We start from the raw sequence: 13,422 nt of genomic DNA on the forward strand, positions 1-13,422 counted from the left end.
GGACGCCGTATTCACAGAACCTTCATCATGCGGTCCCGGCGGCATCGCCCGTTGCGCGGTCGGTCACCACCGGCAGCTCTACGACGAGCACGGTTCCGCGGGCGGGCCCGTCGCTGCGGGCGGTGACGGAGCCGCCGTGGGCCTCCGTGATCGACCGGACGATCGACAGCCCGACCCCCGAGCCGCCGTGCGCCCGGTCGCGCGCGGTATCGACGCGGTAGAAGCGATCGAAGATGCGCGGCAGGTGCTCCGGGGAGATGCCCTCCCCGTCGTCGCGCACGGTGATCCGAAGTCGGTCGCCGACGCGGACTGCACCGAGGCGCACGCTGCCTCCCGAGGGCGTGTGCCGCAGCGCATTGTCCAGCAGGTTGGTGAGCACCTGTCCCAGCCGGTCGACGTCCGCGTCGAGCAGTGCCCCTTCAGCACTGGGGGCGACGTCGACGCTGAACCGGATGTCGGCGTCGGCGGCGCGACCGACGATCTGAGCGGCAGCCTCGTTGAGGAGCGCGCGTGCGGGCACGCGCGCTCGCCGCATGGCGAGCCGCCCCTCTTCGGCGGTGGTGACCAGCGCGATGTCCTGGCTGAGGCGGGTGAGTCGCGCGACCTGCGCCTGCAGCATCTCGATGGTCGGCCCGTCGGCGTGCGCGACGCCGTCGCGGATGGCCTCGAGATAGGCCTCCAAGATGGCAGCGGGCGTCCGCATCTCGTGAGCCAGCTCGCTGAGCATGCGCGTGCGGGCGGCCTCGATCCCGGCCAGGTCGGCCGCCATGGTGTTGAAGGCGCCAGCCAGCTCGTCGAACTCCGAGCCCATGCCGATCTGCGGGGCGCGAGCCGAGTAGTCGCCTACCGCGACCTGTTCTGCGGCGCGACGCACGCCGGTCAGCCGCCGCTGGATCCGGCGAGCGAGGAATGCGCTGACGACCATCGAGCTGACGGCGGCGGCGACCAGTGCCAGCCCGAGGCTCACTGCGGAGGCGGTGCGGAACGCTGCTTGCGCGTGCCGGTCCACGGCCGGGTCGAGGGCGCCGGACTCGAGGAGGTGTGCTTGGAAGATGGGCGGCCCGATGACCGAGGCCACCGTCCACGATGTCAGGAAGCCGGCGAGGACAGCGACGGCGATGGCGGTCAGCAGTCGTGCACGCAGTCCTCGCAGGCGCTGCAGCACGCCGGCGTCGTGCGGCACAGAGGGGCTCATCGGCCTGCTCCCATGCGGTAGCCCACACCGCGCACGGTGCAGATGAAGTCGGGCGCGGCGGCGTCATCGCCGAGCTTGCGGCGCACATGCGCGACATGCACGTCGACGAGACGCTCGTCCCCCACCCAGTCCGAGCCCCACACCGCATCGATGATCTGCCTGCGTGAGAAGGCCAGCTCGGGGTGGCTGGCGAGCGCGAACAGGACATCGAACTCCGTCCTCGTCAGTCGCACCGGCTCGCCGGCGACGAGGACCTCGCGTCCGACGGGGTCCAGTATGAGCGCGCCGACGGTCAGCGGTGAACCCGCCGTCCCCGGAGCCCGCGCACGCGGCCGACGCAGCATCGTCTGCACGCGGGCGACCAGCTCCCGGGGGCTGAACGGCTTGGTGACGTAGTCGTCCGCGCCGGCCGAGAGCCCGACCAGCTTGTCGACCTCCTCTGCCCGGGCGGTGAGCATCACGACGTAGCAGTCGGAGAACGTCCGGAGCGCGCGACATACCTCGATGCCGTCGGCGCCCGGAAGCCCAAGGTCGAGCACCACGACGTCTGGATCCCACTGGCGCGCGATCGCGAGCGCCTCCGCGCCGTCACCTGTGGCCTGGACGGCGAATCGGCTCCGCTGGAGGTACGTCGCGACGAGCCGGGCCAGCGGCTCCTCGTCCTCGACGACCAACACGCGGAGACCGGGGTCAGTCGGACTCATCATTGGCCTCACCCTGCCCGGCTCTCGCAGCTGCAAGCCTACCTGCGTCCGTAGACACGCGACCGCGAGTCGGGCTGGAGACCCAGATAAGCGGCAGTACTACTCAGTTGGCCCGCCCGCGATGGGCGGGCCACTCCTCTGCACGCTCAGGTGATGTCGATGAACACCGGTGCCGAGCCGCCGATGTCGACGCCGGCGATCACGGTGTTGAAGCCTGACCAGCCGCCGTGCACCGCACGGCCACCGCCGATGTAGATGCCGATGTGCGCGCGCCCCACACCGCCGTCGGCGTAGTAGATGACGTCACCGGGCGAGGCGGCAGACATCGGGATCGTCGGGCCGAGGTTGAACAGAGAATTCATACCAGAGTACGGCAGCCCCGCTGCGGCAATCGCCCGGCGCACCATGGCGACGCAGTCCTGCGAGATGCCGACCTGCGCGATCGCTGCATCCGCGATGACGCTGCCGGAGGCACCAGGCCCGCCTCACCCGCGTCGCGGAACGCCGAGACCCAGCGTTGCAGTGTTCGAGTAGGGATGCCGAGCTCGTCAGCCATGCTGTCGCACGCATGACGCACGGAGATCTCCTTGTCTTCAGCGGCTTCGAGCACGGCCCGCACGGCGCGCATCTTCGTTTCCACAGCCTCACGCTGCTTGGTGGCGAGTGAGCTGAGCACCACATTCGTCGGCTGCTGGAGTAGCTGAGGTTCCCGATCATGGTTACCGAGGGGAGTCGCGTGTGCGACGAAGTCGCGGGTCACGATCGCTCGGATCTCGGTCCCCGTGGCGATGAGGATAGAGTCGGCGCGCAACTCGCGGATCTCGACCAGTTCGCCCTCGAACCACATCTCCGATCCCGGCATGATCTCGATCGAGCGGGTGTCCATGTTGTGCTCCTAACTTGTCCAGACGGCTGTCTCGTCGCTGAGCGTGCTTCCGAGTTCGAGTTGCAAGGTTCCGTGCCAGACGAGTCGGAACAGGTCCTGGTGCGTCGCCGAAGTCTGATGCAAGAGCTGGCCGATCGGGATCGGAGTTTCGGCGATCCCGTGGATCTTCTCGATCAGCGTCGCAGTCGGCAGCGGGCGTCTCTTGGCACCCTGCAGCCATTCGATGTTGCGGATGACGACGGAATCCGTGCCGCTCCACACCTGGTAGTCGAGTCCGCGCGCTGAGCACAGCTTCGCGGTCCAGCGGAGCACCTCCGCCACCTCTGGCTTCGCGGCGAACCGGGCAGGCTTCACGTCGACCACCAGCGGACAGTCGTCGGCGCGGACAATGAGGAAGTCGGTACGTGCCGCCGCGTTCGCGAGCCGTCGACTCCGACCAGCTGCATGGGTTGTGCGGCGATGCGTTGCGTCGCCGGATCGATGTCGGCGACCAAGAGCCTTGCGAGCTCGAGTCGACTCTCGTAGACGACGTGATCGCGGTTCTTGAAGGACCAGTAGAGCCCGGAGTAGTGCCGCTGCCGCGCGTAGGACCGGACACGACGGACAGGTTTGGCCTGCGCGAGGCGAGCGAGGTCCACCTTGGCGAGTGTCGTCTCGATCGACTCGTCGTCCTCGGTGAGGTAGCGAACCTCGGCTTCAAGCAGCTTGTCGCCGCTCATGCATCCAGGATGCGCTGCGCCACGAAACTGAGAAGCTGCGACACGGCTGCGCCACGAAGTTGAGAATGCGCCACCGAAATTGAGAATCTACACCAGCATCGACCGCCCCCGCGCCAACCGGCCCTGGCGAGGCCACCAGCAGCACGACTCCGGTTAAGTGGAGAGCCCTAACAGGCGTATCGTTCACCCATGAGCGCGACGGCGCCGGGAGCCGACCAGGAGCTGCGCTTCTGCACGGCCGCCGACGGCACCCGGCTCGCGTGGGCGACGCACGGCTCCGGCCCGCCGCTCGCGATCGCCTCCTGCTGGCTCAGCCACCTCACGCATGACTGGCAGAGCCCCGTCTGGCGGCACTTCCTGACGGCGCTCGGGCGCATCGCGACCACCACCCGCTTCGACGAGCGCGGGTTCGGGCTCTCCGACTGGGAGGTCTCCGACTTCTCGCTCGAGGCGCGCATCGGCGACCTCGAGACGATCGTCGAGCACGTGCCGCACGAGCGCTTCGCGCTGCTGGGCGTCTCTTCCGGCGCACCGGTGGCGATCGCCTACGCGGCGCGGCACCCCGATCGGGTCAGTCGGCTGGTGCTCTACGCCCCCATCAGCTCGGGCTGCTTCGGCGGGCTGGGCGGCGTCGACGCCGAGGCGGCGCTACTGGCGATCATCCGCGCCAGCTGGGCGCGGCCCGACACCCTGTTCCAGCGGGTCTTCACGTCGCTGCTCATCCCCGGCGCCACCGAGCAGCAGATGGCCTGGCTCGACGCGCTGCAGCGCATGGCCACCTCGCCCGGGAACGCCGTGGCGAGCCGCATCGCGCGCGCCGGTGTCGACATCTCGGGCGAGCTGCCGCGCGTCCAGGCGCCCACGCTCGTGCTGCACGCGCGCGAGGATCGCGCCGCGCCCTTCCATGCCGGCCGCCTGATCGCGAGCGCCATCCCCGACGCACGTCTCGTGGCGCTCGAGTCGAGCAACCACATCCTGCTCTCCGACGAGCCCGCCTGGGCGCAGTGGCTGAGCGAGGTCACCCGCTTCCTCGAGCCCGAGCGGCCCGTCGCCGCACCCGATGCCCCGCTCGAGCTCTCCGCCCGCGAGCGCGAGATCCTCGGCCTGGCCGCCCGCGGCCTCGACAACGCCCGCATCGCCGCCGAGCTCGTGCTCAGCCCCCGCACGGTCGAGCGGCACCTGCAGAACATCTACGGCAAGGCGGGCCTGTCGGGCCGCGCCGCCCGCACGGCGGCGGTCGCGCGCTTCCTCGCCCGCGTCTGACTGCGTGCCAGGCCCCACCCGGCGGCCATGACGCATCCGCAGATTGCGTACTGGGGCGGATGCGTCGGGCCCGGCCGCACCGCATCAACCAACAAAGGAGTGACCATGATCCGCAAGATCCTCGCCGCGGCCGCGATCGCCACGGGCCTCGTGCTCGCCGGCCCGCTGACCGCCAACGCGCACAGTCAGACCGTCGACCCGCCCGGCGACATCGGCCCCACCGTCACCGGCCCCATCAGCCAGCCGTGGGCGCAGGCGCACTGCAGCGCCGCATCGCCCGGCGTCGTGCACGAGGCCTCGAACGGCGTCGTCACATTCCTGCCCATGGTGTGGCCGGGCGACTGCCCGGCGGTGCCCAACCCGGGAGGGCAGATCACCCCCTGACCGGCAGCGCCATCACGCGCCGACGCGATCCGGCCCCGGCCCGCAGACGCATGGGCCGGATCGCGGTGCCGGCGGCACCGCGTGACCCGCGGCGTTCCGCAGGTTCGGCAATTCTTCGGGCGACACTGAGCCGTCGGTCTCGCGAGTCGGGCGCGGCCCTGCCTAGGCTCGAAGGATGGTCCAGGCGGTCACGGCCCGGAGCGCACTGCAGCGCGGCACGGTCTCTCGAGTCTCTCGAGCCCTGCTCGTCGGCCGCGCCGCCATGGCGGCGCTCATCGTCGCGGCGATCGCGGGCCAGCTGACGACGAGCCTCGCGTTCTGGGGCCAGCAGGGCTACGGCGACGTGCCGCGCAACGTCGCGAACTACCTCTCGTTCTTCACCGTCGAGTCGAACATCCTGGCCGTTGCGACCCTCGGCATCCTCATCGCCGCCCACTTCGGCCTGCCCCGCATCGGCCGCCGCTTCGACGTCGTGCTGCTGTGCGTGACGAGCTTCATGCTGGTCACCGGCATCGTCTACAACGCGACGATGCGCGACGTCGAGCTGCCGCAGGGCGCCACCCTCGACTGGTCGAACGAGGTGCTCCACCTCGTCGCCCCGCTGTGGATGCTGCTCGACTGGATCCTCTGCCCGCGCAAGCGCCAGCTGCACTGGCGCGATGTCGGCACGGTGCTCATCTTCCCGCTCGTCTGGCTCGGCCTCACCTTCCTGCGCGCACCGAAGACCACGGTGCAGGCGGGCGAGACGCCCTATTGGTACCCGATGCTCGACCCCGCGAGCTACGACATCGGCGTGCTCGGCGTCGTCGGCGCCTGCCTCGCGGTCGCGGCCGCGCTGCTCGTGGTGGCCGCCGGCCAGCTCGCCATCGACCGCCGGCGGAGCCGCGCGCGTCGCTAGGGTGGGCGGCGTGAGCGACCTCCACACCACGCGCCTCGGCGAAGCCGGCTCGCCCGTCGTCTTCTGCCACGGCCTGTTCGGCCAGGGCAAGAACTGGACGCAGATCGGCAAGGCGCTCGCACCCGAGCACCGCGTGACGCTCGTCGACATGCCCAACCACGGCCAGTCGGCCTGGACGGAGCGGCTCGACTACGTCGAGATGGCGGATGCGGTGGCGGGCGTCATCGAGGAGCCCGCGGCACTCGTGGGCCATTCCATGGGCGGCAAGGCGGCGATGCTCACGGCGCTGCGGCACCCCGAGCAGGTTGAGCGGCTGGTCGTCGTCGACGTGTCGCCGGTGCAGTACCGCTCAGCCGACGAGTTCCGCGGCTTCATCGACGCGATGCAGGCCATCGACCTCGGCACGCTCGGCTCGCGCGGTGAGGCCGATGCGGCGCTCGCCGAGGCGGTGCCGAACCCGGGCGTGCGCGCCTTCCTGCTGACGAACCTGCGCCGCGAGAGCAGCGCCGACGGCGGCGGCTGGCGCTGGCTGCCCAACCTCGAGGTGCTGCGCCGCGACCTCGACGTGCTGCGCGGCTTCCCCGAGACCGACGCCGTGTACGAGGGGCCGGTGCTGTGGATCGGCGGCGCCGACTCGGGCTACGTGCGCGACGAGTTCCGCGAGCCGATGGAGGCGCGCTTCCCGAACGTGCGCCGCGTGACGGTGAAGGGCGCGGGCCACTGGGTGCACTCCGAGCAGCCGGCGGTCACCATCGGCCTGCTGCAGCGCTTCCTCGGCGACGCCGGCTGATCGTTATACCCTGACGCCCGGCGGAAGCGCTTGATAAGGTTCCCTTATGAGTCTCGCCGATGCCTACCGCCAGGCGCGCCACGATGAGGACGTCGCACGCCTGCGCCGAATCCTCGCCCTGCGCGCGATGGTCGCCTCCGGTCAGAGTCAGCGGCAGATCGCCGTCAGCCTCGGCATCTCGCAGCCGGCGGTGAGCCAGCAGCTCAAGGCGACCCCTGATCTGGATTCGATCCATCCGAAGGTGCTGCTCACCGCAGCGGGCCCGGTGCTCAAGGCGCTGGCCGCCGCTCACGGCTACACGCGTCTCGCCGCGTTCGGCTCAGTCGCCCGTCACGAGGCCCGCGCCGATTCCGACATCGATCTCCTCGTGGAGGCGCCGCATGGCACGTCGACGTTCTCGTTCCTGCGATTCCGGCAGATGATCGAGCAGACGCTCGGTCGCTCGGTCGACCTCGCCTCCTACGGCGGGCTCAAGAACGAGTTGGACAGCGACATCCTGCACGAAGCGGTGCTGCTGTGATGGATCGCCGGACCGCGAAGGAACTCCTGCGGTCGCGAACCGCAACTTCCTGATCCACGAGTACGACGCGATCGACCGCGCCCAGACGTGGGTCGCTCTGTCGGCCGACCTGCCTGCTTGGCATGTGGCGCTGCACCGACTGATTGCAGAAGCGGGCGCGACTCGCGACCACGACCGTGCCGTGCAGGAGCGCTCCGCGATGGCTCGCGATCGGTACTCGGGCCTGCTCGACCGACTTGAGGAGTGAGTCGCCGGCGATCGATCCCGGGACTGCTCGCCGTCGAGAGCGCGCGAGCCTCAGCGGCTCCAGACCTCGTCGACCGCCAGGAACGCGGTCGACTGCGGGCGCTCGCCCGACTCGTCGACGCGCGGCTCACCGCCCAGCAGCTGCCCGCCGACCGTGATCATCGCCTGCCTGCACGCCGCGAGCCGCAGCGACAGCTGATGCGGGACGCCGTCGAGCGCGAAGTCGTCGATCGACACGTCGCGCTGCCCGATCGGCTCGGCGATCCGCACCTCGATGTCGCCGGCACGGGCGACGAGCCCGGTCTCGATGTCGAGCTCGATCTCGACCTCCTCGGTGCGCACCTCGACCTGCGACCAGTCGAGGCCCTCGGCTCTGGGGAAATGCCGCACGAAACGTCCCGACAGCCACGAGCTCAGCGCCGGGTCGACGCCGATCACGCGCACGCGGTCCGCGTGCCACAGGATGAGCGCCGTGCCCGAGCCCATCGGCGACTCGTCGACGCGCCACACGGAGGCCAGCGCCACCGTCTCCTCGCCGTCGAGCAGCTGCGCCGCCGGGTTGGCGCCGCGCAGGATCGTGGTCAGGCTCTGTTCGCTCACTCCAGAGACGCTACCGGCAGCCGTCGGCGAGCGCCTGCGCCACGGAGCCTGCGTCGTCACCCCAGGTTGGGCGTGGCCTCTGCACCGGTCAGCTCGAGCGGCAGGGAGCGCGAGGTGTCACCGACCTGCACATCGAGCGATGCCGCTACGCCCGCGCTCCACGCCGCCGGCGCATCCACCGCGATCCGCACGGGCGTGCCGCGCCAGTGCAGCAGGCGCACGGCCGTCATCGTCTCGAGCGCGATCGGTTCGCTCCACGGCAGGTCGTACCAGCCCACCACCGCGCCTGACGACAGCACGGGCAGCCGCTGCAGATTGGTCGCGATGCTGTCGACCAGCGCGGCCGTCGCCGCTCCGCGGTCGACACCGGGCGCGATGCCGAGCAGGGCGACGTGGATGCGCACGGAGGTGCCGTCGATCGTGCGCGTCGCTCCGGCGAGCACGGTGCGGCCATGGGCGATCAGACTGCCGGTCTTGCCGCTGTCGATCCCTGCGGCGCCGAGCGCCTCGTTGGAGTTCTCGACCCTGCCCACGCGCGGGAGCGTGGTCGCCTCCATCCCGGTGACCTCGAGCAGCGTCGGCTCGTCATCGACCGCATCCATGACCTCGAGCAGGTCGGCGGCGGTCGCGACGCCCCGGGCGCTCAGGCCGCTCGCATCGGCGACCTCGATGCCGTCGAGTCCTCGCGCGTCGAGCCACCGCTCCGCGGCCGCGAGATAGCCGTCGTGGCTGCCGAACGCCCAGTCCGCGAGCGTCATCGTCGCGTTCGACGCGCTCATCAGCATCGCCGCCTCCAGCAGCTGCCGCTGCGACAGCACGTCGCCGGCCTGCACGGGCAGCACGCTGGCGCGCTCACGGCGCCCGTCGGCGAGGTGCCGCAGGTCGTCGTCGTCGAGCGTGATCGCCGGCCCCTGTTCGCCCTGGGCCAGCGGGCGCTCCTCCAGCAGCACGAGCGCGAACACCAGCTTCGCGATGCTGGCCATCGGCAGGGCACCCGCGTCACCGGTGGTGCCGGCGGCACCTTCGACACCGTCGACATCGAAGGCCGCGGCGCGGACGCCCTCCGGCCACTCCACACGCGCGGTGCCGACATCGGGCGCGACCTCGGCGGTGTGCAGCGCGGCCGACGGCATGGGCGCGCCGCCAGCGGCGGCGATGCCGCTGGCATCGGCGCCGTCGGCTGCATCGGTGCCGTCGGTGTCGACGGCGTCGGAGCTGTGCTGCGACAGCAATGGCGCCACATCGTCGGCGAACATCGAACCGGCGAGCGGTGCGATCGCGACCGCCGCGGCGGTCAGGCCACCGGCCAGCAGCCGTGCGGCTCGCAGACGCGCGGCGCGGCGCGCGACGAGGGCGGGGCGCCCCAGAGGGCGTCTGGGTTCGTCGGGAAGATGGATCGAGGTGCTCCTTGCGGCAGCCCTCCACGGCGGAGGGCACAGAGCCGACGGCGCGTCGGCGGGATCAAGCGCGCTCCGCATCGAGCTGCTCGGCAGACCTCGGTGCGCGTGACAGGCGCGACCCAGGGTGCAACGCCGCCGGGCGCGTGGTATTCCCGCCGCTGTCCATGTCTTACTGCAATCGAGAGCCCCAAGCATCCGGCAGAATCGTCTGCATGCCTGCGACCGACGAGCCCCTCGCGCGCGTCGTGCTCATCGGCGGCGCCTCCGGCTCCGGCAAGTCGCGCATCGCCGAGCGCTCGGGACTGCCGCTGCTGCGGCTCGACGACTTCTACCGCGAGCACGACGATCCGGCGCTGCCGCAGCTCGAGTCGGGCGAGGTCGACTGGGATCACCCGGGCTCCTGGCACCTCGACCGGGCGGCCGACGCGCTCGAGGAGCTCGCCCGCACCGGCCGCACGACCGCACCGATCTACGACATCTCGCGCAGCGCATCCGTCGGCACCCGCGAGATCACGCTCGACGGCGCGCACCTGTTCGTGGCGGAGGGCATCTTCGTCGCCGAGGTGATCGCCGAGGCGCGACGCCGCGGCATCCTCGCCGACGCGCTCTGCGTGCACCGCTCGCGCTGGGTGACGATGGGGCTGCGCCTCGCCCGCGACCTGCGCGAGCACCGCAAGTCCCCCGCCTTCCTCGTCAAGCGGGGCCTGCTGCTCGCCCGGCGCGAGCCCGCCATCGTGGGCGCGCTGACGGATGCGGGGTGCCGGCCCGTGCGCGTGCGCGCTGCCGCGCGCATGCTCGCCTCCCGGTCGCGGTAGCACCCCCGCGGCCGGCTCCTCGCCAGCCACGAGCACAACGCAAGCCCCGATCGAGGTTTCTGCAGAATCCGAGCTGGGGTGGCTCGATCTGCCGCAGAACGCGGTGCTTGGGCTTGCGTTGTGTTCGGGCGGCTACGCTGACGCGGCGCCACGCCACCGCTACTCGTAGCGCAGCGCCTCGATCGGGTGCTGGCGCGCCGCCCGGCGGGCGGGCAGCGTGCCGGCGAGAAACGCGATCGCCATCACCACCGAGATGATGACGGCCACCGAGAGCGGTTCGAAGCGCACGATCTCGAGCCCCGGCAGCTCGGCGAAGAGCCCCTCGGCCAGCAGCGGCGCCGCGATGAGCCCGGTGAGGATGGCGACACCCGCGCCGATGGCGCTGCCGAGGAAGCCGATGAACACCGCCTCCATCGAGAACAGCCCGAAGACCTTGCCCGAGCGCATCCCCATCGCCTTCATCAGGCCGATCTCGCGAGTGCGCTCCTGCACGCTCATCAGCAGCGTGTTGACGATGCCGAAGCCGGCAGCCAGCAGCGCGATCACCGCGAACGCGTTCAGGATGCCCGTGACCACGTCGATCACGGTCTTGAACGCGCCGATCTGGTCGGCCGTCGTCTGGCCCTGGAAGCCCGCCTCGAGCAGGTCGGCCTTGATCGCGGCGATCTGCTCGGGGGTCGACGCCGGGTCGATGGTCGCGTTGGTGGCGAGGTACACGGGTGCGACGTCGCCGGTGATGCCGGTCTGCTGCGCCTCCTGCACCGCATCGGCGAGCGCCTGGTTGCCCTCGGCGCCGAGGCTCAGCAACCCCGGATTCGTGACCCCTGCGATGACCGCGCCGACCACGTGGTGCTCGCCCACCGCATCCGTCACCCCGAGGGTGACCGGCTGACCGATGGCGGCCTCAGCGTCGGTGAAGCCGAGCGCCTCGACGTAGTCGGCGGGCAGCTGCACCTGCCGCTCGGCGCGGTCGTCGACGGCCGCGCCTGCGGCCAGATCGGGGATGAACGCTCCGGAGGCGAGGTCGATCGGCAGCTCGTACTGCTGGGAGCCCGCCGCTGCTATGTAGTCCACCGGCAGCGAGACCATGGGCGAGACGCCGGTGATGCCCTCGACCTCGGCGATGCGCTCGAGGTCTGCCTCGTTCATGCCGCCCGCGGCCATGCCGGGAGGGCCGTCGATGCTCGCGCCGCCGGTGGCGCGCTCGGGGTCGTAGACGGCGGGGCCGTCGGCGACCAGGCCGTCGGCGGGCGCGGGCGTGACCGCGAGCACGCCGGGCGCGCCGATCGCACCGACCTGGCTGTCGATGAAGCTCGCGACGCCGGCGCCGATCGCGCTCGTCATCGTGAGCGTGAACGCGCCGATGAAGATGGCGATCACGGTGAGCGAGGTGCGCAGCTTGCTGCGGAAGGTGTTCTGCACCGCCGAGGCGATGACGTCGCGGGTCTTCATGCCGAGACCTCCTGAACAGCGCTCGCGACGGTGCGCGAGGGGGCGGATGCGGTGGGTTCGGGCGCGTCGACCTCGAGGCCGTCCCGCAGATGGATCTGCCGGTCGCAGCGGGCGGCGAGCTCCTCGTCGTGCGTGACGATCACGAGCGTGATGCCCTGCTCGCGGTTGAGGTCGAACAGGATGTCTTCGACCAGGCCACCGGTGACGGTGTCGAGGTTGCCCGTGGGCTCGTCGGCGAAGATCACGGTCGGGCTGTTCACGAGCGCGCGAGCGATGACCGCCCGCTGCTTCTGGCCGCCCGAGAGCGCCGTCGCCCTGTTCTTCGCCTTGTCGTCGAGCTCGAGCGCGCGCAGCGCCGCCATGCCGCGCTCGGTGCGCTCGCGGGCGCCGACGCCGGCGATCTTCAGCGGCAGCACGACGTTCTCGAGCACCGTGGCATCCGGCACCAGGAAGAACTGCTGGAAGACGAAGCCGAAGTCGCGGTTGCGCAGCCGGTGGATGTCGGTCTGGCTCAGGCTCGCCGAGTCGACGCCCTCGATCGCCAGCGTGCCGGCGTCGGGGGCATCCAGCAGCGCGAGGATGTGCATGAGGGTCGACTTGCCGGAGCCCGACTTGCCGATGATCGCGAGCGACTCGCCCCTGCGCACCTGCATCGACACCCCCTTGAGCGCGTCGAAGCGGCCGTCGCCGCGGCCGTAGGACTTCTGGATGGCGGATGCGTCCAGGACGAGATCGGGCATGGTGGCTCCATGAGGGGTCGGGCTGCGATGCGCGACCGAAGCCGCAGCAGCGATTCGAGCCTGCCCCGGCGATGGCGGGTCGGACAGGGGGCTGACCCTACGGTTCTCCCCCGGCTGCCCGACGCTCAGAATCCTGTCAGCAGATTTTTGGCACTCTCCAGGCAAGAGTGCCAACAATGGAGGCGTCCCCGCGGTAGCCGCGGGGCTGCCACAGACACCGGGGCCGCCGCACGGGGCGGCGGCTCGCGAACGAGGAGGTGGTTGTCATGGCACTGACCTTCGATCCCTTCCGCGAGATGGATCGCATGGCCGCACGCCTGCTGACGAGCGGCGGCACGCAACGATCGGCGAGCTGGATGCCGATGGACCTCTACCGGTCCGGAGATCACTACGTCGTGAACGTCGACCTGCCGGGCGTGGATCCGGGCTCGATCGAGCTGGACGTCGACGCCAACACGCTCACGATCCAGGCCGAGCGCACCATCGGTGCCGCCGACGGCGCGCAGTGGCTCGCGCAGGAGCGACCGGCCGGCCGCTACATCCGCCAGCTCGGGCTCGGCGCTGATGTCGACCTCGAGCGCATCCAGGCGAACTACGAGCACGGCGTGCTGATGCTCACGATCCCGATCGCCGAGCGCGCGAAGCCGCGCAGGATCACGGTCGAGCAGCGCGGCCGGCAGACCTCGATCGACGCCGGCTCCGGCTCCGAGGCCGGCGCGACAGCGGCAGCGGTCGCAGAGGGCACCTGAGCCGGCCTGCACGGCGCCCCGTCGGGCTGCGCTCCCCCGCGGCCCGACGGGGCGCCGCCGC

At 71.0% G+C, this 13,422-nt stretch carries 17 protein-coding genes; 7 read left to right on the top strand and 10 right to left on the bottom strand.

The window, feature by feature from the left end; all coding sequences use genetic code 11:
• Nucleotides 1-25: 25 nt before the first annotated feature.
• From J1M46_RS10445 to J1M46_RS10470, 6 genes are all read right to left on the bottom strand, one after another.
• Nucleotides 26-1,195 (bottom strand): sensor histidine kinase, encoded by a 1,170-nt coding sequence (locus J1M46_RS10445; protein WP_206447738.1) that lies wholly within the window; start codon nt 1,193-1,195, stop codon nt 26-28.
• Entirely contained in the window at nt 1,192-1,902 is a 711-nt protein-coding gene (locus J1M46_RS10450; protein WP_206447739.1) for a response regulator transcription factor, read from the bottom strand. The genes J1M46_RS10445 and J1M46_RS10450 overlap by 4 nt, the downstream gene beginning before the upstream one ends.
• A 143-nt stretch (nt 1,903-2,045) precedes the next feature.
• Nucleotides 2,046-2,306: an NlpC/P60 family protein gene (locus J1M46_RS10455; protein WP_241249089.1), complete on the bottom strand. Its 261-nt coding sequence runs from the start codon at nt 2,304-2,306 to the stop codon at nt 2,046-2,048.
• The gene (locus J1M46_RS10460) at nt 2,258-2,785 is read right to left on the bottom strand and encodes a helix-turn-helix domain-containing protein (protein ID WP_206447741.1); all 528 of its coding nucleotides are present in this window, start codon (nt 2,783-2,785) and stop codon (nt 2,258-2,260) included. The genes J1M46_RS10455 and J1M46_RS10460 overlap by 49 nt, the downstream gene beginning before the upstream one ends.
• A 9-nt stretch (nt 2,786-2,794) precedes the next feature.
• Nucleotides 2,795-3,148, bottom strand: a complete 354-nt coding sequence (locus tag J1M46_RS10465) for a hypothetical protein (RefSeq protein WP_206447742.1) — start codon at nt 3,146-3,148, stop codon at nt 2,795-2,797.
• Nucleotides 3,136-3,504 (bottom strand): hypothetical protein, encoded by a 369-nt coding sequence (locus J1M46_RS10470; RefSeq protein WP_206447743.1) that lies wholly within the window; start codon nt 3,502-3,504, stop codon nt 3,136-3,138. The genes J1M46_RS10465 and J1M46_RS10470 overlap by 13 nt, the downstream gene beginning before the upstream one ends.
• Before the next feature lie 189 nt (nt 3,505-3,693).
• Here J1M46_RS10470 and J1M46_RS10475 point away from each other — a divergent pair, with 189 nt between their 5' ends.
• From J1M46_RS10475 to J1M46_RS10495, 5 genes are all read left to right on the top strand, one after another.
• Nucleotides 3,694-4,767: an alpha/beta fold hydrolase gene (locus tag J1M46_RS10475; protein ID WP_206447744.1), complete on the top strand. Its 1,074-nt coding sequence runs from the start codon at nt 3,694-3,696 to the stop codon at nt 4,765-4,767.
• 105 nt (nt 4,768-4,872) lie between these two features.
• Nucleotides 4,873-5,151, top strand: a complete 279-nt coding sequence (locus tag J1M46_RS10480; protein ID WP_206447745.1) for a hypothetical protein — start codon at nt 4,873-4,875, stop codon at nt 5,149-5,151.
• Between the two features lie 175 nt (nt 5,152-5,326).
• The gene (locus J1M46_RS10485) at nt 5,327-6,049 is read left to right on the top strand and encodes a Pr6Pr family membrane protein (RefSeq protein ID WP_206447746.1); all 723 of its coding nucleotides are present in this window, start codon (nt 5,327-5,329) and stop codon (nt 6,047-6,049) included.
• A 10-nt stretch (nt 6,050-6,059) separates the two neighbouring features.
• On the top strand, nt 6,060-6,839 hold the full coding sequence (locus J1M46_RS10490; protein WP_342384348.1) for an alpha/beta fold hydrolase: 780 nt from the start codon (nt 6,060-6,062) through the stop codon (nt 6,837-6,839).
• Between the two features lie 46 nt (nt 6,840-6,885).
• On the top strand, nt 6,886-7,359 hold the full coding sequence (locus J1M46_RS10495; RefSeq protein WP_206447748.1) for a nucleotidyltransferase domain-containing protein: 474 nt from the start codon (nt 6,886-6,888) through the stop codon (nt 7,357-7,359).
• Between the two features lie 297 nt (nt 7,360-7,656).
• Here the strand turns inward: J1M46_RS10495 and J1M46_RS10500 are convergent, their stop codons facing one another.
• Both J1M46_RS10500 and J1M46_RS10505 read right to left on the bottom strand, forming a co-directional pair.
• Nucleotides 7,657-8,205 carry a hypothetical protein gene (locus J1M46_RS10500; RefSeq protein ID WP_206447749.1) on the bottom strand — a complete coding sequence of 183 codons (549 nt, stop codon included), beginning with the start codon at nt 8,203-8,205 and terminating at the stop codon, nt 7,657-7,659.
• A 56-nt stretch (nt 8,206-8,261) separates the two neighbouring features.
• Nucleotides 8,262-9,461, bottom strand: a complete 1,200-nt coding sequence (locus tag J1M46_RS10505) for a serine hydrolase (protein ID WP_206447750.1) — start codon at nt 9,459-9,461, stop codon at nt 8,262-8,264.
• A 356-nt stretch (nt 9,462-9,817) separates the two neighbouring features.
• On the opposite strand from J1M46_RS10505, the gene J1M46_RS10510 reads away from it, so the two are divergent.
• Nucleotides 9,818-10,420 (top strand): uridine kinase family protein, encoded by a 603-nt coding sequence (locus J1M46_RS10510; protein ID WP_206447751.1) that lies wholly within the window; start codon nt 9,818-9,820, stop codon nt 10,418-10,420.
• Nucleotides 10,421-10,579: 159 nt separating this feature from the next.
• Here the strand turns inward: J1M46_RS10510 and J1M46_RS10515 are convergent, their stop codons facing one another.
• Together J1M46_RS10515 and J1M46_RS10520 are read right to left on the bottom strand one after the other, a co-directional pair.
• On the bottom strand, nt 10,580-11,872 hold the full coding sequence (locus tag J1M46_RS10515; RefSeq protein ID WP_206447752.1) for an ABC transporter permease: 1,293 nt from the start codon (nt 11,870-11,872) through the stop codon (nt 10,580-10,582).
• Complete coding sequence (locus J1M46_RS10520) at nt 11,869-12,612, bottom strand: ABC transporter ATP-binding protein (protein ID WP_206447753.1); 744 nt, start codon at nt 12,610-12,612, stop codon at nt 11,869-11,871. The genes J1M46_RS10515 and J1M46_RS10520 overlap by 4 nt, the downstream gene beginning before the upstream one ends.
• Nucleotides 12,613-12,878: 266 nt before the next feature.
• Here J1M46_RS10520 and J1M46_RS10525 point away from each other — a divergent pair, with 266 nt between their 5' ends.
• Complete coding sequence (locus tag J1M46_RS10525) at nt 12,879-13,361, top strand: Hsp20/alpha crystallin family protein (RefSeq protein WP_206447754.1); 483 nt, start codon at nt 12,879-12,881, stop codon at nt 13,359-13,361.
• Nucleotides 13,362-13,422: the final 61 nt, after the last annotated feature.

The sequence above is a fragment of the Agrococcus sp. KRD186 genome, from assembly GCF_017168255.1.
Classification (GTDB): Bacteria; Actinomycetota; Actinomycetes; order Actinomycetales; family Microbacteriaceae; genus Agrococcus.

Excerpts from the sequence above, each read along its gene's own strand:
- J1M46_RS10445 (WP_206447738.1), bottom strand. The coding sequence starts at position 1,195 with ATGAGCCCCTCTGTGCCGCACGACGCCGGCGTGCTGCAGCGCCTGCGA.
- J1M46_RS10450 (WP_206447739.1), bottom strand. The coding sequence starts at position 1,902 with ATGATGAGTCCGACTGACCCCGGTCTCCGCGTGTTGGTCGTCGAGGAC.
- J1M46_RS10455 (WP_241249089.1), bottom strand. The coding sequence starts at position 2,306 with ATGGTGCGCCGGGCGATTGCCGCAGCGGGGCTGCCGTACTCTGGTATG.
- J1M46_RS10460 (WP_206447741.1), bottom strand. The coding sequence starts at position 2,785 with ATGGACACCCGCTCGATCGAGATCATGCCGGGATCGGAGATGTGGTTC.
- J1M46_RS10470 (WP_206447743.1), bottom strand. The coding sequence starts at position 3,504 with ATGAGCGGCGACAAGCTGCTTGAAGCCGAGGTTCGCTACCTCACCGAG.
- J1M46_RS10475 (WP_206447744.1), top strand. The coding sequence starts at position 3,694 with ATGAGCGCGACGGCGCCGGGAGCCGACCAGGAGCTGCGCTTCTGCACG.
- J1M46_RS10480 (WP_206447745.1), top strand. The coding sequence starts at position 4,873 with ATGATCCGCAAGATCCTCGCCGCGGCCGCGATCGCCACGGGCCTCGTG.
- J1M46_RS10485 (WP_206447746.1), top strand. The coding sequence starts at position 5,327 with ATGGTCCAGGCGGTCACGGCCCGGAGCGCACTGCAGCGCGGCACGGTC.
- J1M46_RS10495 (WP_206447748.1), top strand. The coding sequence starts at position 6,886 with ATGAGTCTCGCCGATGCCTACCGCCAGGCGCGCCACGATGAGGACGTC.
- J1M46_RS10505 (WP_206447750.1), bottom strand. The coding sequence starts at position 9,461 with ATGTTCGCCGACGATGTGGCGCCATTGCTGTCGCAGCACAGCTCCGAC.
- J1M46_RS10510 (WP_206447751.1), top strand. The coding sequence starts at position 9,818 with ATGCCTGCGACCGACGAGCCCCTCGCGCGCGTCGTGCTCATCGGCGGC.
- J1M46_RS10515 (WP_206447752.1), bottom strand. The coding sequence starts at position 11,872 with ATGAAGACCCGCGACGTCATCGCCTCGGCGGTGCAGAACACCTTCCGC.
- J1M46_RS10520 (WP_206447753.1), bottom strand. The coding sequence starts at position 12,612 with ATGCCCGATCTCGTCCTGGACGCATCCGCCATCCAGAAGTCCTACGGC.
- J1M46_RS10525 (WP_206447754.1), top strand. The coding sequence starts at position 12,879 with ATGGCACTGACCTTCGATCCCTTCCGCGAGATGGATCGCATGGCCGCA.